The organism is Streptomyces sp. NPDC046759 (assembly GCF_040645475.1).
Classification (GTDB): Bacteria; Actinomycetota; Actinomycetes; order Streptomycetales; family Streptomycetaceae; genus Streptomyces.
This window is the reverse complement of sequence record NZ_JBEYYJ010000031.1, coordinates 1-22,763: the sequence shown is the minus strand read 5'-3', so window position 1 is coordinate 22,763 and position 22,763 is coordinate 1. Positions and strand designations below refer to the sequence as shown.

Genomic DNA, 22,763 nt, shown 5'->3' with positions numbered 1-22,763 from the left:
CAACCAGCACGGCTGTGCCCTGTCCCGCCAAGGAAAACAGTGAGCTCGCTCGACACACGACTGGGCGTATTACGCGGAACCGCGCCGCCCATCCCACACAATGCACGCACCCTGGCAGCACTGACCGCCAATCCGAGCTGCGACCGCCGCTCCCTGCTGGACGCGGCCGGCATCGACAAAGACGCCCTCGCCGCCCATCTAGGCCTCCCGCGGCCGCTGAGAAAATCCCAGCTCGCCCTCGACTACGGCATCGCCTTCGAACGCCAGGTCACCGCCCAAGCCGGAGCACCCCTGGTGCCGCTGCTCCGCCAAGCCCTGGGCCTGACCTTGTCGGAGGTGTCCTACGAGGACGTCAACAGCGTCGGCAGCGATGACGACAAGTCCCCCCTGAAGCTACGCCGCGCCCACACCCGCTCCCGCATCCTCAGCGCAGCACACCGCCGGTCGGACGACCCTCGCACCCTGCTCGACCACCCCGTACTGTGTCTAACCGTCGCCGGCCACCAGGTCTACCTCGAGCCCGACGTCATCGCCTTCCAGCGCGACGGCGTCTTTCACGTCGTGGAGATCAAATCCTTCCCCGTCATCCACGGACAGCCCGATCCCATCAAGGCCACCGCAGCGCTGACCCAGGCCGCAGCCTACGTCCTGGCCCTGCGTGAACTCCTCGCTGGTGACGGCCTCCCGCCGGACCGCGTCTCCGACACCGTGATCCTGGTCAACCCGCGCAACTTCACCCGCCACCCCACCGCCACGCCCTTCAGCGCCCACAAGCAGGTCAAGTACCTGAGCCGCCACCTCGGCAGACTGAGGCGCCTGCCCGAACTGCTGGACAAGCTTCCCCCCAACACCACCTTCGACCTGGCGCCTGGCCCCGACCAGAGACCGACCCGGCCCCGCGGTGAACTCGTTGCCGCACTCGCCACTGTGCGGCCGTACTACACCCCCGGCTGCCGTCACCACTGCGACCTGGCCTTCCACTGCCGCACCGAGGCCCGCAACCAGGGCAGGACCGCGGCCCTGGGCGCCGCAGTCCACGACGACCTCGCGGGAATCGACGCCATCGCCACGGCCCTGGCCCTCACCGACGGGCACCTGCACCCCTCACGGGGCCAGAAAGACATCACCCAGGCCCTGCGCCACGCACAGCGCATCCACGCAGACCTCCAGACGGACACCGCATGAGCCTTCTGACCTCACTCCTGCGGATGCGCGCCGCCCACACCGGCAACGCCCAACGCGCCAGCCAACTGCGCCACCTCCACCTCAGCGACCAGCCGCTGATGCTGCTGGCGCTGAAGCAGACCGGCCCCGCCGCACGACCGCTGGCCGTCATGCTGGGCACCGACCCGCACCGCCCCCGGCTCCTGGTCGCGCCGCCCTCAGGCAGCACCGCCCCCATGCTCGCCACCCTCGCAGACGCCGTCACCGCATATATCGACGCCTGCCAGCGGCACAGCGAACACCTGCCCGCCACCTCCAGCAAGCCGGCACGCCGCCGCTACACCGACGCCCCCCAGATCCTCGTCCCCAACCCCCAGACCGTGCAGTACCTGAAAGACCTTGGAGACGACCTGAGATTCCGCAGCGTCGACGGCCAGAATCCCGACTCCCGAGCCGTCCAGCGCCTGGGACACTGGCTCACCTATCTCACCGACCGCGCCGACCTCCCCGGCTCAGCCGCCCTCATCCCCATGACCAGCTTCCTCGGCATGCACTGGATCAGCGGCCAAAGCCCCCTAGAGGACGAGGACCTCGCCACCCTGCTGGCCTGGATCGACCCACCCCGCCACGCAGCCTCGGGACGCGACGCCGCACACACAGCAGAAGACCCGGCCACCTACCGCCCGGCGGGACCAGCCACCGACGCCGCCTTCGACAACGACCACCTGGCGCCCCTGTTCGACGCCTACGCCCGCGCCCGGCACCGGTCCCAGGGGCAGGAGCAGACCCGCACTCTGCAAGAACTCGACCGCCTGCTGGCCACCTACATGCAGCCCACCTGGGAATTGATGTGGCAGGCCTACGCGCTCCTGCAGGCCCTCCCCGAAGCCAAGGGCACCGCACGCCGCTGGGACCAGGAACGCACCGCATTCACCGACGAATGCATCTACCTGGCCCAGGACGGACGCCCCCGGCCGGCCCGCGACTACGCCGTCGCCGCCGCCGTCCGCCTGGCCCGCATGGAACACGCAGCCGCCGCCTTCGCCGCCGAACGCGCCGCCGACGATCCCTTCGTACGCGCAGAACTGCGCACCACCGGCGAAGCCTTCGGCGGCCCCGTCACCACTATCGACCCGGAACGCACTCTGCGCGGACCCACCGGACGAGCACAATGGCGGCCCCGGCTCACCGTGTCCACCCCGGACCCCGTGCCCATGGAACCCGGCCAGCTCCTGGCCTGCCACACCCACCCAAACGCCCGCTACAAGATCTGCGAGGTCACTCCGGCCGACGGCGACACCCTCGTCGAACTCGAGATCACCGCCGGCATGGGCACCGTGACCCGCCCCAACCACGCCGTCCTGCCCGAATCCGGCGCCTTCCTCGTGTTCACCATCGCACCAGACCACTACCGGATGCCGGAATTCCCCGCACGAGACCAGACCCCCTGGACCCACGGCGGGCCTCCTGCCGACCATCCGGCCGACAGCGACGAGGACGAAGGCGAGGAAGAACAGTGACACCTTCCCACCAGCCATCGCCGCAGCAGCAGATGGACACGGCCGCCCGCGCCATCCTGGAGCAACTGCCCACGCTCACCCACCGCGGACTCGTCGTGGACTCCCCGCCCGGCGCCGGCAAATCCACCCTGGTCGCCCGAGCCGCCGACGCCCTCGCGCAATCCAGCGCCCCCTGCGCCGTCATCGCCCAGACCAACAGCCAGGTCGACCATCTCGTACGGCGATTCGCCCGGCACCACCCGCATTTGCGCATCGCCCGGCTCACTGGAACGGAACATACAGTCCCAGGCGACCTGCAGGCACATCCCGGCATCCGTATCGGCACCCGCATCGAAGCCCTCGAAAAGACGGCCGACGTCATCGTGGGAACCGCCATGAAATGGGCCACGGTCACCGACCGCCGATGGCCATGGGCGATCATCGACGAGGCCTACCAGATGCGCTCCGACATGCTTTTGTGGACCGCTGGCCTCTTCGACCGGGCACTCTTCGTCGGAGATCCCGGCCAACTCGACCCCTTCTCCGCAGTCGAGACCGACCGTTTCCAAGGCCTGTCCCATGACCCCATGAACAGCGCGGTCGCCGTCCTGCTCGCCAACAACCGCGACCTGCCCGTCCACTCCCTGCCCGTGTCCTGGCGCCTGCCGCCCTCAGCCGTCCCCCTGATCAGCGACGCCTTCTACCCCTTCACGCCCTTCCACACCGGAAGCCGTGAAGCCGACCGCACCCTCACGTTCCCCATCACCGGCATGCGCACCCCTACCGACGAGGTCATCGAACACGCCGCCCGAACCGGATGGGCACTGTTCGAACTACCGGCCCGCATCACCGGCCAGCTCGACATCGAAGCCTTCCAGGCCGTCCTCGGCATCGCCGAGCGGCTGCTGGCCCGGCGCGCCCTCACCACCTGCGAGGAAAACCCCGAAGGCCACGTCCTGCTGCCGGGCGACATCGCCATCGGTACCGCCCACCGCAGCCAGGCCCACCACATCCGCGCTCTCCTGGCCCGCCAGTACCCCCAACTGCACGGCGTCACCGTCGACACCGCCAACCGACTGCAAGGCTGCGAATTCCGCGTCACCATCGTCCTGCACCCCCTCTCCGGCCGCGGCGACGCCTCCGCCTTCCACCTGGAAGCCGGCCGCCTGTGCGTCCTCACCTCACGACACCGCCACGCCTGCATCGTCGTGGCCCGCGCCGGCATTGCCGAACTCCTCGACGCCCACCCCTCCAACGACCCCGTACACCCCGGAGCCGCCTCCAAGGTTGCCGACGGCTGGGAGGCCAACCATGCAGTCCTCGCCCACATGGCTCAGCACACCATCCACGCCCAGGCACAGCCCGGTCGCCGACGCGGATGAGCAGCACGTGCCCGCAACGTGCGCGTCGGCCGGGCTGCGGGCGCTGTGCATCAGGTTCCAGCCGTGGGAAACGCCGTCAACAAGCCGGAACTGCTTGCTGACCGTCGGCAGGGAGGCTGGTTTGCACTGGCCTACCACCTCCGAAAATTAAGACAAGTGTTCTATTATCGAATTAGTGGCTACTGCGCGCCGGTCAGATGGTTGGATGCCGGTGTCCGGTGATGCGACACGTCGTTGGGGATGCAGCGACTGTGACCGGGCCGCCGGGGCGAGGCGCGGTTCGAGGGGATGGAGGGCCGGCCGGTGAGTGACCGCAGCGCGATCGAGTGGACCGAGGCGACGTGGAACCCGACGACGGGCTGCGACCGCATCTCCGCCGGATGCGATCACTGCTATGCGCTGACGCTGGCGAAGCGGCTGAAGGCGATGGGCTCGGCCAAGTACCAGGCCGACGGTGATCCGCGTACGTCCGGGCCGGGCTTCGGGCTCACGCTGCATCCGGACGCCCTGCGGGTGCCGTATGGGTGGAAGAGCCCGCGGACGGTGTTCGTGAACTCGATGAGCGACCTGTTCCATGCCCGGGTGCCACTCGACTATGTGCGGCAGGTCTTCGAGGTGATCGCTGAGACTCCGCAGCACACGTACCAGGTTCTCACCAAGCGGGCCCGGCGCCTGCGGCAGATCGCCGGGCGGCTGGAGTGGCCGACGAATTTGTGGATGGGGGTCTCGGTGGAGAGCGCGAAGGAACTGCCTCGCATCGAGGATCTGCGCCAGGTGCCGGCCGCGGTGCGATTCTTGTCGTGCGAGCCGTTGCTCGGCCCGCTGAGCGGCCTGGACCTGACCGGCATCGACTGGGTGATCGTGGGTGGCGAATCCGGACTGGGGGCCCGCCCCATGGACCTGGCCTGGGCGGCGGACGTGGTGGCCAGGTCCCGACAGTCCGGCTGCGCTGCGTTCGTGAAGCAGCTCGGGTCCCGTTGGGGCAAGGAGCACAAGGAAATCAGCCAGTTCCCGCCCGCTCTGCAGGTTCGTGAATACCCCGAGGAACGCGTCCACGTGTGATCCGCGCGGCAGGCGCCCTTGGAGGGACTGTCGAGAGGGATGCTATTTCAGGCGGGCAGGCTGACCTGGCTCTTCGCCGTGAGCTTCCCGCTGGAGAGCAGGGTCACCTGACCGTTTTGCCGCATCTCACGTATGGCTTGCAGCGCATGCTTGGGCAGCCAGCGCGAGGTCTCGGCCAGCAGCCACTCGCCCACCGTCTCCACCGTGGCCGGTCCCATCGACAGGCGCTGCGCGACCAGCTCCAGAAGTTCGGTGTCGGCGAGTCCTGCCGCCTGGAACAGGTCGATCTGGCCGTCCGGGATCGCCCCGCGCGTGCGCGGGTCGCGGAAACTTTCGCCGTCCCGGTCGTCGACCTTCCACATAGCGTCCTTCATCGCTTTCAGGCCGGCCGTGCTGCCGGTACCGAAGACGAGGTAGAGAGGCTGTCCCGTGCGGGGGACGAGTTCGAACTGCAGCTGGTAGGGGAAGCCCGACCGGCGCAGAGCGTCCCGGTAGGTCGACAGCCACACGCGCCACCGCTCGTCGGGGCGCAGCTCAGCATCCGCGGGCGTCCAGAACGCCCGGCCGCCGAAGACCTTGTCGAGGACGTCCGGGTTGAGGTTCTCGCGTCGGCTGAACCAGTTGGGGCCGAAGGTGGTGACGACCTCGCTGGAGGGATTGCGGGCGATGCGCCGCATCACGTCCAGCGGAACATTGACACTGCCCCAGCTGTCGAAGATGCCGAGGATGGGGTGGCCCCAGGCACCCAGCCGGGTCAGCAGGGGCATGCTGTCGGTGCCGGCGTCGCCGCGCTGGACTTCGATGTGGACCGGCAGGTCACGCAACGGCCCGAAGCGGGCGTGGAGTTCGCCCATCAGATGCTTGTGCCGGGCAGGGTCCTTCTCGATGAAGATCAGGTGCACGCGCCGAGGGCTGAGGTGCATGCGGTCGACTGCGCTGTGATTCAGCAGACGTTCGAGGACGAAGACGGGCGAGCCCGGCTCGCCGTCCTGGTAGCGGCCGGGACCGGCGAAAGCGTCAAGGAGCGTGACGCGGGGGCGGGCATAACCAGTGCGCTGGGACGTCTGCAGCAGAATGGGCCACCAGGCATCCAGGTAGCGCTGGTACAGGCGGTGTTTGGCGGCTGTCGCCGGTTCCAGCTTCCATAACACACCCATCCCGGCCCCCTCCAGGTCGATGGGCGGGCATGTGCCAGCCGCACCCCTAGGCCATTGATGGTGAGAGCAACCCGGTTCGGTGTAAAGAGCACGTACGAGCCGCCCGTTCCCGTTTGTGCACTGCAGACACCGAAACCAGGCGATGCCCCGATCGGTGGTTCGTGAGGGCGGCAGGACAGACCAACATGCTCTCCCTGTGCCCGGTCAAACGGCCTGTCCGGGATGCCGCCGGGCTGGTGGCCTCACCCGCGGCCGCGCATCCCACCACAAACGATCATGATCCGGCGTGCTGGCGATCGCCAGCATCAGGCGCTGGGCACGCAACCGGGCCCCGACCGCCCTCCGCACCACCGACCCGTCGTGACCATCCACGGGCCCTCCCGTTGTCAGTCCCCCTCCGTAGGCTGGCCATGAGGCACGTGAGACAGGAGGGCAACGTGGCCCGCAGCGGAATCAACAAGCGTGAGCTGGACAAGTGGGCGAGAAACTTGGTCAAGGAGACCAACAAGAGCCTGGAGCGCGCTCAACGACGAAACCCTCCTCGCGTGTCTGCCCAGCTCGATGCCACCGCCAGCGCAGTCGCCGGCGGTGACGTAACCGAGAGCAGCGGCTATCTGGCCCGGCTGCTGCTGTGGCTGGACGGCTGTGCGAAGCAGACCCCGTCGATGTACATCGATGTCGCCCCGTTCGTTGAGGAGCTCCAGCTGGAGGACGAAGATCCGGCCATCCTTGCTCTCCAGCTGGAGCAGCACGGCTTGGTAGAGATCCTCCGCGTCATGGGAGGGGCCAAGACCCACGTCCATCTCACCGACCCCGGCCGCGTCGCCGTGCGTCAGCTGAAGGACCTGCAGAAGGACCGTGCCGCCCGGATCCGGCACACGATGGACGCCTTGCTGCGGTGGCTCTTCGATACCGTCAGCGACCAGACGCCCGTCGATCCGGCTCTGTTCCTCGCGACGCCCGGATCGTACTTCGCCGGAACCGAGATCAGCGGGAACGAGCTGCACCAGGCGCTCGCCTACCTGGCAGAGCACGGCCTTATCCACCACATCGACACCGACCCGGCTACGGTCGCCATCACACCCCAGGGCGTCAGCTGCGCCCTGGTAGGAGGAAGCGTGCAGGACCACATCAATCAGCCCCGCCCCGGCACCACGTACAACAACTACATGCCGAACGCCAAGGGCGTCATCATCGGCGAGCAGCAGCACTTCACCCAGAACAACACCGACGGCGTCGACCCGACGCTGTTCGCCCAGCTTGCCGGGTACATCGGCCAGGTCAGCACCACCCTGGGCATGTCCGACGCGGACCGAGCCGAGCTGGAGCGCGTCGCCCAGGACCTCCACACCGAGGCGACCTCCGAGAACCCTGAGCCGGGCCGCCTGCGTCAGTTCGCCACCCAGCTCAAGGACAAGCTCCTGGAGGCCGGTACCACCATCGCGGCCACGATGGGCGTCCAGATGGCGGAGCAGGCCCTCGCCGCGTTGACCCAGTAGACGCGCCTGCAACACCGAAACTCCCGGGGATCAACCATCATATCCCCGGGCCTCGGCTTGGGACCGCGTGGTTCAACGGGCACCGGCGTCACGGTGCGCCAACCGGTCAGGGCGGCCGGGGCCGGAGGCCCGCTACCTCTTCGCCAGCAGCTTGGCCGTGCTCACGCGGTCCGTGTCGACGAACGGGTTGACGGTGACATCGAGGCCGAAGAGCGCATAGATGTGGCGTAGTGCTTCGTAGGCATCGCGTTCCGGATCGCCTAGGGCCTGCCAACTGTGGTTCCAGTCGTCGCTCGTGGCCCGCTGCGGAACACCCTGGAACGGGAAGGCCGGGTCATCGCCGGCGGCGAGAACGCGTCCGGGCGACTGGGTGAAGTCTGAGGCGACGATCCGATGTGTCCATGAGCCGTCGACTAGCGGCAGCACATGCCGGTCGACCAAGCGGAAGTACTCCAGCGTGATCTCGGTCAGCACGAACACGCTGATCCTGCGCGCTCCGCCGTCGTAGTAGCGCTCCATTGCCCAACCCAGCATTTCCGCAGTCGCCGACGCGGCCCCAGTGACGGTCCCGTCCGACTCGACCAGCAGCCCGCGACGGGGAGCGTCGGCCAGCAGGAAACCGCCCTCGCGAGGCTCCGGACGCCTGTACAAAGAAGCCCAGTTGAAGGCATTGGCGTCCCGGAGCGTGTCCTGCTTGCTCAGGACGTCCCGCAGTTCGCCCAAGTCACCGCGGGCCTCGTGGGTAGCCGGTCTTGCGCGTTAGCGTCGCTGCTTCTGCACCAGCCCGTCGCCGTCTCGACGCGCTGACGGGAGGGGCCTGTCAGCGGCGTGCGGCATCATCGGCAGATGGCCTCCACACCTGCCCCGCCGACGTACCTGGATCGCCTCCGGTCGGACCTGGACCTGATGGAAGCGGACTTCCTGCAGGTCCTCGCGGACTCACAGATTCGGAACGTTGATCCGAACCGCCACTCCAACGGCATTGTTCACTTCGGAGCGCCGAAGTGGGGCTGGGTACCCAGCAGTCCCGAACTCGAAGCCCGAAGGATGGAGCTGCTGGGGCGAGTTCGTGAATGGGAACCGCTGTTCCGGCTCCTGTTCCCGCACCCGACACCGGAGGTCACCAAACGCCTCGACAAGAGCCTTGCCCTGCTGCAGCGCTGGCTTGAGCGCCCCCGGGACACCAGCATTCCTGCCACCATCGAAGGGGCCGTCGACAAGATCAAGGAAGCGGTGGCCATGCTCCGGAAGCTGGGCGAACTCTTGCCCGAGGACGAATGGCCGGTGCGCGTCACGGTCGACACGAACATGCTGCTCGATGACCCCGATGTGGCGATCTACACGTCCGTGCTCGGCAAGCGGTACATGGTCCACCTGTTCCCGGTGGTGCTGCGGGAACTGGACGACAAGAAGCTCGCCGGCCGCACCCCGGACCTCCGGGACGCCGCGAAGAAGGCGGACCGCCGCCTGAAGGGGCTACGGACCAACGGCAACGTGCTTCGCGGCGTACGGGTGGCCGGCGACGTGCAAGCCATCTTCGAGCACATCGAACCCAAGGGCGACACCCTGCCGAACTGGCTCGACCTGGACGTGCCGGACGACCGCTTCGTGGCCTCCACTTTGTTGCTGCAGTCCCGGCACCCAGGTTCTGCGGTCTATGTGGCCACGAGAGACATCAATCTTCAGACGAAGCTCGCTGCCGTCGGATTGCCGTTCTTCGAGGCGCCTTGATGGAAATGGGTGGCCCCGGTCTGGGGGACCCGGGCCACCCATGGCGGTGGGCTCCGCGATCAGCTGGGCCGGGTCAGCGCTGCTGGATCCACCGGAGAATCCACCCGGTCGCGCTGGCGCCCAGGGAGCCGACGGCACCGCGGGCGATGCCCGTGGCCCGTTGTACGGGCGAGAGAGCGCAGGCGATGGCGGCGCCGCTGCCCACGAGCTGCCGCAGCCGGGTCCGGGCTTGTTCGTGTCGTCCCGGGGGCGTCTGGCCGGGCTGTGGCTCCTCGATGGTGCTCATCGGTGGCCCGATGTCCGGCCCGGGTGTCTGCCCGCCGCTGCGCCGCAGGAAGGCGGTGCGGCCGGCAGACACCCGGGCCGGAGGTGAGGTGTGGCCAGGGATCAGGTGGCGCGCAGGCGGCTCACGGTGCCGGTGAGGTCGAAGAGCTGGTTGCGGGTGCCATCGAGCCACTGCTGGGTCACGGTGCCTGTCGGGCCGAGGTGGAGCGCGTAGGCGGCCAGCGCCGTATCAGCGAGGGCCAGCTGCTCCGAGATGTTCGTCTCGTGCTGATCATTCGTGATGATCTTCCCGGGGCGCCGGTTGTGCCAGGCATGGCGCAGCCACTTGTCGGTGGCGGGCACCGGTTCGCCGTTCTTGGTGACCGGCTCGTAGCGGGTGCCGTTCGGCGGCGGGCTGTCCTGGACGACCTGGGGTGGGATGACAGCACCCTGGAACTGCCAGTAGGTGGCGACGATAGCTTCGGCTTGGCGTCGTCCCCATGCGGCTCGCGGGGTGGCGCCGTCGGTGAGCATACGGTTGACGAAGGCGCTGGCCTGGCCGCGCGGCCGGGTGCTGGCCTGGGAGCCGTAGGCGGCCTGCAGAATTCCGCTGGCGGTTGCCGCGATCAGCGTGCGGACGCGCGCCTCGGCCAGAGCCGCCGTCCGCAGCCGAGGCGTCGGATTGCCGGTGATGTCGTCGATCACTTCGTGGAACGATCGCTGCACAGGCTCCGTGGGCAGGCTGCTGGAACCGACCAGCAAGGATTGCGCCGCGGCCGCGTGGTACTCGGCCTTCGCGCGGGGCAGGCAACGCCGCACAAGGTGTGCGACGACCTCACCCCTGTTATGCACCTGCGGGCTGCCGGCGCTACCGTTCAGGCCGAGGGCATCGTAGACACGCTGGGCGGCGGCTGTCCTCCGGCTGAACGCCCACACCGCGAGCAGGGCCAGGTACTCCAGCTCTAGTCCGTCGGGGCGGTCGGAGGGAAGCTTGAGGTACCGCGCGATCCTCCGGCCGTAACCGGGGACGGCATCCAGGACTCCGGCGTCAGCGAGTTGGTCCACGGCCTGCTCCGCGAGCCGCGCCGCCCCAGTCCCGCCCGGCAGCGAGGTGGCATCGTTGTGGATCGACTCGTAGCGTCGGGTGATGGACGCGGAGAAGTCCGCGCGGTCCTGCTCCCGGTAACCGGCGACCACCACGGAGGCCGTGGTGGTCCAGCTGTTCACCGCCTCCAGAGCGAGCCTGGCCGGGATGCTGACCTCCCGGTCCCGGCCCTTGTGCCGGACGGTGAAGTCGACGGTGCCGGACGACGTATCCGTCTCGTTCAGCGCGGCTCGCGCGGCGCGTACCGCCGCGCCGAGGTGGTCCAGAATGAGGATCTGCTCCTGGGCGGGCAGGGTCGTGAATGCCAGGACGTCATAGGGGAGATCGGTTTCCTGGCAGAACCGGCACAGGGCGTCCAGCTTGGCAGCGACCCGGCCGTGGCCGTCGATCACCAGCAGGCCTCGTGCCAAGGTCTTTCCGGAGCTGTCCACGACGCGGGCCAGGGCCACGTCTGCTGGTCGGCGCTGGCCTTCGGTGGTGACCGTCGCGATGGAGCGGCCCGACATGCTGAGCCGTACCTGCTCGAGCGCCCACCGCTGCCTCGCCGCAGTCCAGTCCAGCGCCTGCGGCCCGGAGGCCAGGAGCTCCAGAACTGCGGTCTTGGCCGGTGCGGTCGCAGCGGGGAAAGGCCGTGCGCCGAGGATCTCCTCGGCACCGCTGTAGTCGCTCTGTTCCAGATCCCGGATATTGGAGACGAGTAGCAGATCGAGAGTGTAGAGACGGGTACTGGGGGCGAGGACCTGTCGGACACCGGCCAGTACACCGCCATTGAGGAAGCCCAGTTCCTCCCCGGTGCCGGCGAAGTCCGCGGGAAACAGCGGGCGTACTGCGCCCGGTTCCACGCATGCTCGGGCGAAGATCGCGCGGCCGTCGTCGTCAGGAGTCCAGTCCGCCTGGGAGACGGCAGGACAGCCGCGGATGTTCTTCTGCAGGTGCTCGGTGGCGTCCGTAGGGGCCCGCTCGGGGATCGTGGGCAGGACCATGTTGGCCGTGCTGTCCATCTGAGTTTCTACCTTCGGTCGGCAGGACCGGAGCAGCACGTGCCGCCCGGTCCGTGACATGGAAGGGCGCACAGGGTGACTCCTGGGCTCCCGGCCAGATCGGATCCCGGCCGTAGCCGGGCCTGCGCCTGGGCCGGCCGCGTACGGAGGCATCAGGGCACGATTCCGGCCTTGGCCGGACCTGGCGATCCCGAACCGTGCCCGTACGGGGCGCGATGAACGGTGAGCTTAGCGTAATAGCTGTACTCCGTACTCCATTTCGGTCAGAGGGAGTTGAGCGTCATCGCTGGGCGAGCCGGCAGAACCTGATGCCGGATCCCGGACTTTGTCCTTCCGCTAGAGCAGCAACCATGTGGCCCCGGCTTGTGGGGAAGTGGTTATGCGCGGCCGCCCAAGGCCCAGCCCCGAGCGCGCACGTCGGCTCGGGGGCGGCCGGGTCTCCAGCGTGCGCTCCTGACGATGAGCCCGAGGACGAGACCGAAAGGCAAACACAGACCGTCGAGCAGTCCGCCCTCCGCGCCCAGCTGAAGGCCATGACAGAACCTGTCCCCCCATGGAGCGGGTTGCCACTCGCCTGACGGCTCCGAGCTGACGGCCTGCTGTCCTTCACCCGTCGTCACCCTCCAGAGGCAGGACCGGACCCCGTGATCACCCGCGACTCCAACCTCGGCGTTACACAATTCCAGCGAATATTATGTAACGTCAGCTATACTGGGTGGCAGCGTTACATTTTGGTGGCACGGTCGTTTCGCAGAGGCGGTCGCTGCCGAGCTGACTGCCTGACCTTCCCCCTCGCAACCCGCTTGCCGCTTCTGCTCTTGGAGTCCCCGAGTGTCCTCGCGTTCATCCCGCACCGCCGGTGAGACGTCTTCCGGCGCTGCCGTGCCGGGCAACCCCGCCCACACTGCCCCGGCCGCAGCCTCGACGGAGCCGTCCGACCAGGCTCCGCGCTGGGCGGGCAACTGGCCCCTGAGTTTCCCGACACCTCCCACCCCATCCGCAGCGGCCAAGACGGCCTCCGAAGACGCCGGCCACCGACACGGCGAGATCAGTCAACTCGAGTCAGTTGAAGGCCCGTTGGACGAGCCGGGAACAACCTCCACCGCTCCTGACGCGGACACGCCACACGCCCTGGCGCGTACCGGCCCGGCGACGCTGCACGAGGCCCGCAGCACACTTAAGCAGCTGATCAACGCCGCCATCCAAGGGCACCCCACACCCCTGACACGTGGCCCGCACCATGCACTGCTCACCACCCCCGCCCACGCAACGGAACTGGGCTGGGACCTCACCCAAGCCCCCACCCACAGCTTCGTGGACGCCCGCAAAAAGCTCGGGGATCTGATCCAGTACGGCGCCGAGGGCCACCCCCAGGTGCTGTGCCGGCACAAGACCCCCGTCGCCGTCCTGCTCGCCGCAGCCGCGGACGGCACCCCCACCCCGCCCGCACTTCAAGCCGAGCCCGCACCCGACACAGCGGCTCCGGCTGCACCAGCAGCATCGGTCTCCGCCACAACACCCCTTGAGGGCCAGCAACCAATCCAGAACCCCCTCCCGACCACAACAGCCGAAGCCGAGGCCGCCAAAGACCTCGCATCCGCGCCGACAACTCCTCCGGCCGAAGCGGCCGCTGCACCCACCACGCCCTCGGAACCACGGCCGGAACCGGCGCCACCAGCCCAAGACACGCCTGCACCTGCCCATACGCCCCCCGCCTCACCCGGTACCACCCCAGCCACACCGGCCCCGCCGACCACCCTCACCGGCTCGCCAGCCCCTATCGCTACCGCTCCCACCCCCACCACCCCCGGCCCCCCAACACTCCAGCACCCGGTCACACCGCCGGCCGCCCTCCCGGCACCTTCCTCGGCCCCGCCCGAGCCGGGCCCGCCGGCCCCCACTCCCGCGATGCCCGGTACCGGCCACGAGACCGCCATCCCGGCCGGCGGCCCACCGGCCATCACTGCGCCGCGCACCCCGCGGCGCCTGGCCGCACTCGCGCAAGCCCTGGACACCGTCCTCCCGATCACCGTCCCCACCGGTGACACCGCCACACCCACACCCCTGATGGGCCTGTCGACGGGCATCCGCACCCTGGACGACGCCTTGGGCGGCCTGCAGCCCGGGCGCTTCTATCTCGTTGCCGCCGCCCCAGGCGCCGGATCCAGCCTGATCGCCACCGCCGCTGCACGCACCAGCGCCCTCGACCAGCACCAACCCGTCCTGTACGCCGCCTCCGGACTCACTCGAGCCGACATCGCCGCACGCATCGTCGCCGCGCACCTGCCCGTCGACTACCGCCGCCTGCGAGCCGGCCGCCTCACCCCCACCGAGCAGGACGACACCGCAGCCCTCCACCACGACCTGGCCCAAGCGCCGCTGTACATCGACGACGGCACCGACCTGACCACCGGCGCGATCGCCGAGAGCGTCCCGGACCTGCCCGGCCTGGCCCTCGTCGTGGTCGACCGCCTCCAGACCACCGAAGACCCCCGGCTGCCGCTGTCCGGCCCAGCCCAGATCACCGACGCCGCCCAGGCCCTCGCACACCTGGCCCGCACCCACGAGCTCCCCGTCCTCGCCGCCGTCGACACCGACGACCCCCACCTGATCGCCGCGCTCAGCCTCGACGTCACCATCACCCTGACCCGCGACGCCGACCAGATCCACGCCACCATCACCGAACGCGACCTAGGCCCGCAGGCCACCCTCACTCTCCACGCCGACCTCGCCCACGCCCGCATCACCGACCCCACCACCCCCTACACCAGCGCGGTCACCCCCACCTCAGCGCCACAGATGCCACCCCCGGCCGCGACCCCGCACACCCTCGCACAGACCCCGCAGACACCTCTCCAAGTCCCCACCAGCCCGCCCCCAGACCCAACGCCCACCGACCCCGCCCCCACAATCCACACCGCCGCCCCGCGCAGGCCATCGCCCCGCCGCACCGCCCCACCCCCGTCTGAAGGCGGCTACGCAAACCGGGACTACAGCTACTTCACCGGCATGATCACTCGCGCCATCGACGAAGCCCTTCACGACCACGACGGTGACATCGCCGCCGCAACCGAAGCCCTGGTGAAAAAGGCCGTACCGAACGCAATGGCCTTGTTCGAAGCAACCCGCGTCGGCGGAAATTACGAGCACACCGTCTACCCGGAAACCCTCGAATTCCTCCGAAAGAAATCCAAAGGCGGCGCCGACGAAATCTGGGAAGGCCGCCACAACTGGACCAACACCCGCCTCATGGAGGCCCTACAAAACGGCACCCACCCTCCGATCACCGTGAACGCCCTCGACACCAACGCCAGCTTCCTGTCCGCCTTCAAAACCCACCTGCCCATCGGCGCCTTGATCCACGACCCCAACGGAGGCTTCGACGCCAAGCGCTCCGGCATCTACCGCCTCCCCGCCCGCCCCACCTGGCACCACCCCCACCTGCCCGATCCCATCGGCAACCGCCGCGAAGACGGCCCTGTCCTCCTCGACGACGCCACCATCCGCCTCCTCATCCGCTGCGCCCGCCTCGGCCTGTGCGAGGCCCCGCACATCACCGAGCGCTGGACCTCCGGCGCCAGCGAAGGCCTTCTGGAAAAATTCCGCCGCGTTCTGACCGAGGCCCGCGCAAACGCCATCGAAGCCGACGACACGGTGACCGTCGAATACATCAAAGCCATGTACTCGAAATTCACCTCCACCATCGGAGAATCAAGCGTCAACCGAGACATCCGCCGACCCGACTGGATGCACATCATCCGCTCCCAGGCATTCGCTAACCTCTGGTATAAGTCCCACCGGGCCCACAGCAACGGCCTGACCGTCGTCCGCGTCCGCGGCACCGACGAACTTCACGTCGCTGGCGACTGGCGCACGGTATTCACCGAAGGCCGCCTCACCACCCAGATGAAACAAAAAGACCAGTACACCCTGCCGAGGAAGAGCGCCCGATAGATGTCGACCGACGGATGGAAGAACTTCGGCACCTACGGCGCAGACCGCGACCCCGGAAACGTCCACGGCAAAATCGCCCTCGCCCGCGCCCTCGAAGACGCCCTCGAACGCATGATCATCGACGGCGGAATCAAATCCCCAGTCGACACCCGCCGTGGCCTGAAAGCCCGCATGCGCTACCTCACCACCACCAAAGGCGGCCCCCAAGCCCTGGCTGACGCCGGCATCACCGCTACCCCCGCCACGATCCGCGCCTGGACCCGCGGCACCCAGCGCCCGCGCCCGGCCAACCTCGAAGCGATCGACACCGCCTACTGGAACCTGCGAGCCCACAACGTGCTCACCAATCCCGGCGCCCTCAAGCAGCACCTCAACCGCAACGGCCGCGGCACCCGCATCGAGATCCACCCCGTCAACCAGGCCGCCGTCGACGAGCCACGCCGCCGCGACAACCTGAGGATCCAACACCGGCAGGTCCGCTACATCTGGGACGACGCCGTCGACGCCCTCGTCGCCGGCGACCTGGACACCATGGAAGACCTCTGGGACGACATCATTGCCGAACTCGACTCCGACTGGGGCGCCTACACCTACGTCTCCTACATCGGCATCGGCGCCTGACACGACCGCCCGCAGCCGACCTGACCGGCCCAAAGCGGCGCTCGGCGCCCCGTAAGACTGATGGTCTGCGGGGGAGCGGCGGTCGCATGTCGTCGTCGGGGCGTCAGTGGCGCAGTGCGGTGACCTGGTCGTTGACGCTGACGGGTGATGCTCACTCGTTGCTGAAATGAGTGACGAAGGGCCATGTCATTCTCACGCGACCACCAGCCGCCCTGCGCTACGCCTACGCCAACGACCGGACCTTCCCCAAGCCGGTCGACAAGCGCGGCGCCGAACTCCTCTACCGCGTCGGCGACCTCAAGAAGTGGGCCTGCAACCGGCCTCGCGCCGCGTCCGGGACCACCGACCTCGAGAGGCCAGCCATCCTCGGGTCGCGGCATGACGAAGGTGACCGGGGTGTCAGTGGGGCAGGGCAGACTGGACGCTGTGACGACTTCCGACGTTCGGGGCCTGGAGCAGCTTGAGCGCGCCGTACTGGATGACACTGCCTCTCTCGCCTCTGCCCTCCGGCACTGCCTCCTGCTGGCTGGCTACGCTCACCATGAGGAACTGCGCGCCTGGGCCCTGAAGGAACTGCAGGGGTACCCGGCGGCCGATGAGCTGCCCTCCTACCGGAAGGTGCCGGCACCGCTCGAAGCGGAGTTCGTCGTTAACCTGCCGGGCTATAGCAACCAGGTCAACACCCAGCGGGTCAGTGTTCACCGGCTGCCCCAAGGCGTTGGTGAGCGCGGCATCGAGGAGAACGCACCGATCCGGCAAGGAGTCCGGGAACTCGAAGCTCTGATCGCCACCAGCGACAGGACGGTGCATCTCAGCCCACCTGGATCAGCCGAGTACGCCCTGGCAATGACACGGCAGCAGCAGCAAAGCGGTCAGGAGTTCACCAACGTCACGTCTCTGTACTGGGCGATCGCCAAACCAAGCATCGAGGGCGTCCTCGATCACATCAGAACCCGTCTGACCCAATTCGTCGCGGAAGTGAGAGCAGCCATGCCCGCCGGCCAGCCGAACCCCAACCCCAACCAGATCGACTCGGCCGCGCAACAGGCCCTCAACATCACGGGAGGTGACGGCTCCACCTTCCACATCTCCGCCCCGCACGCGAAGGCGGACCGCGGCGGCACCGCGAGCGCCAACGTCAACGAACCCGCGCCCGCGACGCCCCAGCCCTGGTGGCACCGAACCTCGGTCATTTGGACCGCCGTCGCGGCAGTCGCGGCGATCGCCGGCGTCATCGCCACCGTGATCGTGGCGAAGTGAGACTCAGCCGCAGCCGCCTGGATCGGCTGGAGGACGACGTCCTCAACGAGAGCCGCCCGCTCGCCCCGATCCTGCGCCAGGTGATCGCCCTGGGCGGGCATGCCCACTCCGAACCGCTACGCACCTGGGCACTGCGGGAACTCCAGGGCTACGAGGGCACGGATGTACCGATCCCCGACTACCGCAGGATCTCGGCACCCTTGGTGATGGACGGCCTCGCAGGGAGGTTCCAGTTCCGGGAACAGCCGGTCAGCATGTTCGACCTGCCGGACTTCGCCCGTGAGAGCCTGGGCGACGTTCTCCGCCTCGGGCAGAGTGTCGGCCAGATCGAGTCGCTCATCGCCCGGCAGCCAGGTCAGACGGTGCAACTCGCTCCGGCTCTGGCTGCCGAAGTAGCCGTATTCATGAGCCAGAACTCTCCCCGGCAGGTGCTAAGGCTGTACTGGGCTGTACACCCGTCAGCCATGGAGGGGGTCCTGGACCAGGTCCGTACCCGGCTGGTCCAGCTGGTCGGGGAGCTGCGAGCCGCCATGCCGCACGGCCAACAGGACCCGACACCGGACCAGGTCGCTCAAGCACTCCAGAACATCAACATCGTCACAGGCGACAACTCCTCCGTGACGGTCACTGCGCCCGTTGCCGTCGCGCACCGACGCGGATCAGCACGTGCCGAGATCGGCGAAACGGCGCAGCGGGCCTTCCCGTGGATGTTGGTCGTGTGGACCGCTTCGGCCGCTCTTGTGACGGCAGCCGCTGTGACCGCCTGGGTGACGTGGTTCTGGCCCAGTTGATCGACGCCGTCACTGCTGGACGGCCGGCGCCGCCCCAAATGACCGACCGCAACGCGTGCTGGGGCGCTGGCGAAGGAGGGCAGCCAGCAACCTCCCCGGGCCGGGCGGCCTGGTCGGGATCATCCGTCGGGCGTGTGGTGGCAGGTGTCGCGCTGTTGATACCTGCCCGACACGCCCGCGCCCACAGCGGCCCAGAAGGCTCGGGAGTCCTGGAAGTGGCCGCCCAGGGCGTGCCAGGACAGGCCGGGGTGCTCCAGGCCCGCGGTGGCCATCCCGCACCGCTGATACTTCTCCATAGGGCTGCTCGACTCACCCGAGCTGGCAGTGGGCGCAGACGGTGTAGTCGACGGCGAAGGCGACAGCGCCGGCGAGGTTCGTAGCACGGCTCCTGGCCTGAACTCCTCATGGTGATAACCCGGTGACGTGCGCGGTGAGTGACGGGGATGATGACCTGCCGGGACCTGTGCAGGAAGGGGGCGAGGCAATGCCGCAGATGGCGCCGGCGGAAGCGTTGGCGGCGTGCGAGCAGGCGCTGAGGAACCTCATCACCACGGTGCTCACGAGGAAGCTGGGCAAGGACTGGGTCTCCCAGGTGTTCACCGCCGAGAAGGTGGAGCGGCTGCGAGAGATCCGAGACGAAGAGACTGGTCGCCGTATGCGGCGGGGCGTCGCCGCAGTGCCGAGCAATGAGTTGGCGTACGCCCAGTTCTTCGACGTCCTCACGCTTCTGAAGAAGCACTGGGAGGACTTCAAGCCCGCGCTGGGCGACCGGAGCGAGACCATGGGATTGCTCAGCCGCTTCGAGGCCCTGCGGAACTCTGTGGCACACAGCCGAGACTTGCTGCCCTTCGAAGAAGAACTCCTCAGCGGCATCGCGGGCGAGATGCGGAACAAGGTGACCATCTACATGAGCAGCCAGGACCCCGTCGGCGACTTCTTCGCGCGCATCGACAGCGTCACGGACAGCTTCGGCAACTGCATCGACAACTTCCCGCAGGACCCGATGGAACACGGCACCTTGCTGCGCACCGGGCTGGTCCTGCACCCCGGCGACACTGTGGCATTCCGCTGCCGCGGAACCGATCCCCAGGGCCGCGAACTCACCTGGTGGATGCTGCCAAATCACGAGACCGAACTCTCCCGCCACACGGGATGCAACGTCGAGCTCACCTGGCACGTCAGCGACTTCGACGTCGCTGCCCGCACCGACATCCACATCTACATGGAGAGCTCCGGCCCTCACCACAGGGTCAACGGATTGGCGAGTTTCGATCACTGCGCATCGTTCGTCTACACCGTCCTGCCCCGCGAGAACTGCGAGCGCGAGGCGTCATAAGGACGACGGCGGAAGGCAGGAAAAAAGATGACAGAGGTGCACAGTGCCGTGCTCGCGGCGCTGGACGCCGCGTCGGCGTCCTATCCCTCGCACTCGGTCGTGGCCGAGGGACTCGCGGCCGCGGCCGACCGGCACACCTGGGCCGAGGCGCAGAGACAGCACTTGGAGGCGCTGCGCGCCGCGATGCTCTTCTTCACCCGGCCCGACGGCACGCTCCAGGGCGAATACCAAGGCGCCGGACCTGAACCCTGGCCGCGCGAACTCGGCCAGATACCGGATGAAGCACGTGAGGTCTGGGCGGCTTACGCGCAGGCCGCCGGCCACCCGACGGTACGGGCACGCCTGCACCACCTGTTGTGGGAGGCACGTCATGGCGCGCGACCGATCGAGCACCTGCGCTCGGCAGTCGACGCGTACCGCCAAGCCGCCCCCGCACTCCTGGACGAATCAGAACCACTCGCCTCGATCGGCCGGATGCAGGCCGCCGATGCGCTCGTCGCGGCATACAAGCTGGCCGTCACGACCCGACAGCCAGTACTGGAGGACGTCGTCACCGAGATGCTCGCCCTGTCCGACACCGCTCTGGGATGGGATGAGCCGGCCCCAGGAGTCATTGCGGCGTTGACCGAGCCGCTGCTTGAACACCGGGAGTACCACGACAGGGTGCGCCCGCTGCTGGAGCGGGCCGCGGACCTGTACCGATCCGACCTCCACAACCACGTGTTCTTCCTGACCGACCTCCGGCGTATTGCGGGCGACGACGAGCGGCGTGGACTCGACGAGCGCATCGTCGACGCTTACACCGACCGCGCCGAGCAGCTCGGCGGTGTGGCCCAGCTGATGTGTCTCGAGGAAGCCGCCGCTTACGCCCAGAAGATGGGCCTCGCAGCGGCGTTGGAGGAGATCCGCCGCCAGCAGCAGCGCCTCAACCGTGAGGACCTCGATATGGCCCGGATCGGCATCCCGATACACGTGTCCGCCGACTTCTTCGCTCCCGCCCTTGCGGCCGTTGACACCGCACACGACCTCAGTGAGGCGCTGTGGACGCTCGCCGCGAACGCTCCCACGCTGCCCGAGACAGCGGACACGCCCTTCCCGGACGGCACGCTCCGCGGACTCCTGCGCCTACCGACAGCAAAGATCAACATGAACGGTCCCGTCGTGACCACGCCCCCCACGCAGGACGCCACACGCCCTGTCGGGACCGACACTCGCACCCTCGCCATGGACGTGTACGGCCTTCTTGCCGAAGCCCAGCTCGACCGCATCCAGGAGCGTTTCACCCCCACCATCGACGAGCTGCTCGCCCTGTTCACCCGTCCCCCCGTGGCACCGCACGAGCGCATGCGCGGTCTCGCCCGCGCCTTTCAGGCCTACTTCGAACACGACGACGACGTCGCCATCGCCCTCTCCCTGACCCGCATCGAAGGCCTCTTGCGCCGCCATCTCAGGGCCGCAGACGTCCCCGTGATCCAACATGCCCAAGGGGAGCGGCCCGGCCAGGTCAGCCAACTCGGCGCACTCATCGCTGACATGGAAGCCGCAGGCTTCGAAGCACCGTGGCCGACCGTCTTCCGCCTCCTGCTTGCCGACCCGAACGAAGGCATGAATCTGCGCAACAACGTCCTCCACGACCTGGCCGATTGCCCGCCCCGCCACCGCATCGCCCTGGTCCTGCAGGCCGCTCTCGTTCTAGTCCAGACGATCACCGGACGCGAGCCGCGAGAGGAAGAGGGAGCCGTCGCGCCTGTATGACCCCAGACCAGACTGCCTGCCGCGGTGGCTCCCGTTGTCACAGGCACGCTCTACGGTCGGAACATGACCTCCTTACCGACCCTGCCCCCCAACGACCGCTGGCTGCTCCAGGTCACGATCCGGGCGGCGCGCCCCGATGATTCCGGTTGGTAGGAGCAGCTGGCCGTGCTGCGCCACGTGTCCGAGTACGACCCCGCCATTCAGACCTGGAACACCTTCATCGGCGCGTTCGACGTGGCAAGCATCCACACGCTCCAGACCCTCTTCGACGCGGCCCGGACATTCGGGAGCGACGTGCAACTGGAGCCGGCGCCGGTTCCAGCCACCTAGCTGGGACCGGCCTTCGCGAGCGACACCGCGGTGGCCGCGCTTCTCACGGCCCAAGCCGACAAGGGGCGGTCGCTCGGCGTGGCCCGCGACGAACTCGTCGACGCGGGCCAGTAACGCGTCCGGGACGCGAGCGTGGTCAGGGGTCAGGGGCTGGCTGATGGTGCCGTCTCATGCCGACCGCCAGACTGCTTGAAAGCACTGTTGGGCGGTACCACGGCGACGAACCGGCGGAAGACACAAAAGTCCTACAAGCCTCCCACCAGCTCCCACACACACGAAAAACGAGCCCCGAATTAGGTCCTGATATTCTGCTTCACACACAACGATTTCACCCCTTTGGAGAACACCGTCCAGAGAGAATCGATACAGAATAACCAACACCCCCAAAAACAGGAAATGTAAGAGAGTGAATGCACTCTCTCGGCGAGTGCAGGATCTTCTGGGAGCTGCCCCTTGCAGGCGTCGAATTTCCCAACAGGTCCAGACCACTGTTCCAAACACGAAGAGTAGCCGTTACATAATGTGTACCGATCTTCGAGAACGTTACATAAGTGGGTACACATTGGAGGTAGGAAGGGCGCCCGGAGGGCGCTTCAACGCATACTGGTGGCAAGGTGGAGCTGACTTCGAGCGCCCCAAGAGATTATATTCGCAGGCCAGGGCACTCAATACGAGCACCCAAAGCCAAACGATGCCGGCACTTCAATTATGTAACGGTGACGAAGGGCCGGCGCCCGTCCTCCCTACCAGCCTGTAACGTCGCGGAGCGACGTTACAAAATCGTCGCGGAGCGACGGTGCAACGTTCCGTCACGTAGTGACGGCGCGTCATGTCTCCGGAGGAGACGGCGCG

Annotated in this window: 18 protein-coding genes; 13 read left to right on the top strand and 5 right to left on the bottom strand. The window is 68.0% G+C overall.

What is annotated here, in order from left to right; translation table 11 throughout:
- Positions 1–39: 39 nt before the first annotated feature.
- From ABZ919_RS32955 to ABZ919_RS32940, 4 genes are all read left to right on the top strand, one after another.
- On the top strand, positions 40–1,185 hold the full coding sequence (locus ABZ919_RS32955; protein ID WP_361255040.1) for a hypothetical protein: 1,146 nt from the start codon (positions 40–42) through the stop codon (positions 1,183–1,185).
- On the top strand, positions 1,182–2,684 hold the full coding sequence (locus tag ABZ919_RS32950) for a hypothetical protein (protein WP_361255037.1): 1,503 nt from the start codon (positions 1,182–1,184) through the stop codon (positions 2,682–2,684). Before ABZ919_RS32955 ends, ABZ919_RS32950 begins: the two co-directional genes overlap by 4 nt.
- A complete protein-coding gene (locus ABZ919_RS32945) occupies positions 2,681–4,045 on the top strand; it encodes an AAA domain-containing protein (protein WP_361255034.1) in 1,365 nt (454 codons plus the stop codon). The genes ABZ919_RS32950 and ABZ919_RS32945 overlap by 4 nt, the downstream gene beginning before the upstream one ends.
- Before the next feature lie 303 nt (positions 4,046–4,348).
- Positions 4,349–5,107 (top strand): phage Gp37/Gp68 family protein, encoded by a 759-nt coding sequence (locus tag ABZ919_RS32940; RefSeq protein ID WP_361255032.1) that lies wholly within the window; start codon positions 4,349–4,351, stop codon positions 5,105–5,107.
- Positions 5,108–5,154: 47 nt separating this feature from the next.
- Here the strand turns inward: ABZ919_RS32940 and ABZ919_RS32935 are convergent, their stop codons facing one another.
- Positions 5,155–6,264, bottom strand: a complete 1,110-nt coding sequence (locus ABZ919_RS32935) for a three-Cys-motif partner protein TcmP (RefSeq protein WP_361255029.1) — start codon at positions 6,262–6,264, stop codon at positions 5,155–5,157.
- A gap of 545 nt (positions 6,265–6,809) precedes the next feature.
- On the opposite strand from ABZ919_RS32935, the gene ABZ919_RS32930 reads away from it, so the two are divergent.
- Entirely contained in the window at positions 6,810–7,763 is a 954-nt protein-coding gene (locus tag ABZ919_RS32930) for a hypothetical protein (protein ID WP_361255026.1), read from the top strand.
- Between the two features lie 132 nt (positions 7,764–7,895).
- Here ABZ919_RS32930 and ABZ919_RS32925 read toward each other — a convergent pair whose 3' ends face one another.
- A complete protein-coding gene (locus ABZ919_RS32925) occupies positions 7,896–8,486 on the bottom strand; it encodes a hypothetical protein (protein WP_361255023.1) in 591 nt (196 codons plus the stop codon).
- Between the two features lie 123 nt (positions 8,487–8,609).
- On the opposite strand from ABZ919_RS32925, the gene ABZ919_RS32920 reads away from it, so the two are divergent.
- Positions 8,610–9,494 (top strand): PIN domain-containing protein, encoded by an 885-nt coding sequence (locus tag ABZ919_RS32920; protein WP_361255020.1) that lies wholly within the window; start codon positions 8,610–8,612, stop codon positions 9,492–9,494.
- Positions 9,495–9,567: 73 nt separating this feature from the next.
- On the opposite strand, the gene ABZ919_RS32915 is transcribed toward ABZ919_RS32920, so the two are convergent.
- Both ABZ919_RS32915 and ABZ919_RS32910 read right to left on the bottom strand, forming a co-directional pair.
- Positions 9,568–9,780 (bottom strand): hypothetical protein, encoded by a 213-nt coding sequence (locus tag ABZ919_RS32915; RefSeq protein WP_361255017.1) that lies wholly within the window; start codon positions 9,778–9,780, stop codon positions 9,568–9,570.
- A gap of 101 nt (positions 9,781–9,881) precedes the next feature.
- A complete protein-coding gene (locus ABZ919_RS32910; RefSeq protein WP_361255014.1) occupies positions 9,882–11,864 on the bottom strand; it encodes a hypothetical protein in 1,983 nt (660 codons plus the stop codon).
- Between the two features lie 2,067 nt (positions 11,865–13,931).
- Here ABZ919_RS32910 and ABZ919_RS32905 point away from each other — a divergent pair.
- From ABZ919_RS32905 to ABZ919_RS32890, 4 genes are all read left to right on the top strand, one after another.
- Entirely contained in the window at positions 13,932–15,818 is a 1,887-nt protein-coding gene (locus tag ABZ919_RS32905; RefSeq protein WP_361255011.1) for a DnaB-like helicase C-terminal domain-containing protein, read from the top strand.
- Complete coding sequence (locus ABZ919_RS32900; RefSeq protein WP_191878417.1) at positions 15,819–16,439, top strand: hypothetical protein; 621 nt, start codon at positions 15,819–15,821, stop codon at positions 16,437–16,439. It abuts the gene before it with no gap.
- Between the two features lie 426 nt (positions 16,440–16,865).
- Positions 16,866–17,699: a hypothetical protein gene (locus tag ABZ919_RS32895; RefSeq protein ID WP_361255008.1), complete on the top strand. Its 834-nt coding sequence runs from the start codon at positions 16,866–16,868 to the stop codon at positions 17,697–17,699.
- A complete protein-coding gene (locus tag ABZ919_RS32890) occupies positions 17,696–18,490 on the top strand; it encodes a hypothetical protein (RefSeq protein WP_361255005.1) in 795 nt (264 codons plus the stop codon). Before ABZ919_RS32895 ends, ABZ919_RS32890 begins: the two co-directional genes overlap by 4 nt.
- A gap of 119 nt (positions 18,491–18,609) precedes the next feature.
- Here the strand turns inward: ABZ919_RS32890 and ABZ919_RS32885 are convergent, their stop codons facing one another.
- A complete protein-coding gene (locus ABZ919_RS32885) occupies positions 18,610–18,786 on the bottom strand; it encodes a hypothetical protein (protein WP_361255002.1) in 177 nt (58 codons plus the stop codon).
- A gap of 188 nt (positions 18,787–18,974) precedes the next feature.
- On the opposite strand from ABZ919_RS32885, the gene ABZ919_RS32880 reads away from it, so the two are divergent.
- The 3 genes from ABZ919_RS32880 to ABZ919_RS32870 all read left to right on the top strand — a co-directional run bounded on the left by ABZ919_RS32880 (position 18,975) and on the right by ABZ919_RS32870 (position 21,911).
- Entirely contained in the window at positions 18,975–19,826 is an 852-nt protein-coding gene (locus ABZ919_RS32880) for a Swt1 family HEPN domain-containing protein (protein WP_361254999.1), read from the top strand.
- Between the two features lie 27 nt (positions 19,827–19,853).
- Positions 19,854–21,581: a hypothetical protein gene (locus ABZ919_RS32875; RefSeq protein WP_361254997.1), complete on the top strand. Its 1,728-nt coding sequence runs from the start codon at positions 19,854–19,856 to the stop codon at positions 21,579–21,581.
- Positions 21,582–21,746: 165 nt separating this feature from the next.
- Complete coding sequence (locus ABZ919_RS32870; protein WP_361254994.1) at positions 21,747–21,911, top strand: hypothetical protein; 165 nt, start codon at positions 21,747–21,749, stop codon at positions 21,909–21,911.
- Positions 21,912–22,763: the final 852 nt, after the last annotated feature.

What these genes read in the sequence shown, in the direction of transcription:
- ABZ919_RS32920 (WP_361255020.1), top strand. Translation starts at nt 8,610, where the DNA reads ATGGCCTCCACACCTGCCCCGCCGACGTACCTGGATCGCCTCCGGTCG.
- ABZ919_RS32950 (WP_361255037.1), top strand. Translation starts at nt 1,182, where the DNA reads ATGAGCCTTCTGACCTCACTCCTGCGGATGCGCGCCGCCCACACCGGC.
- ABZ919_RS32885 (WP_361255002.1), bottom strand. Translation starts at nt 18,786, where the DNA reads ATGGAGAAGTATCAGCGGTGCGGGATGGCCACCGCGGGCCTGGAGCAC.
- ABZ919_RS32935 (WP_361255029.1), bottom strand. Translation starts at nt 6,264, where the DNA reads ATGGGTGTGTTATGGAAGCTGGAACCGGCGACAGCCGCCAAACACCGC.
- ABZ919_RS32900 (WP_191878417.1), top strand. Translation starts at nt 15,819, where the DNA reads ATGTCGACCGACGGATGGAAGAACTTCGGCACCTACGGCGCAGACCGC.
- ABZ919_RS32915 (WP_361255017.1), bottom strand. Translation starts at nt 9,780, where the DNA reads ATGAGCACCATCGAGGAGCCACAGCCCGGCCAGACGCCCCCGGGACGA.
- ABZ919_RS32875 (WP_361254997.1), top strand. Translation starts at nt 19,854, where the DNA reads ATGACAGAGGTGCACAGTGCCGTGCTCGCGGCGCTGGACGCCGCGTCG.
- ABZ919_RS32905 (WP_361255011.1), top strand. Translation starts at nt 13,932, where the DNA reads ATGGGCCTGTCGACGGGCATCCGCACCCTGGACGACGCCTTGGGCGGC.
- ABZ919_RS32910 (WP_361255014.1), bottom strand. Translation starts at nt 11,864, where the DNA reads ATGGACAGCACGGCCAACATGGTCCTGCCCACGATCCCCGAGCGGGCC.
- ABZ919_RS32880 (WP_361254999.1), top strand. Translation starts at nt 18,975, where the DNA reads ATGCCGCAGATGGCGCCGGCGGAAGCGTTGGCGGCGTGCGAGCAGGCG.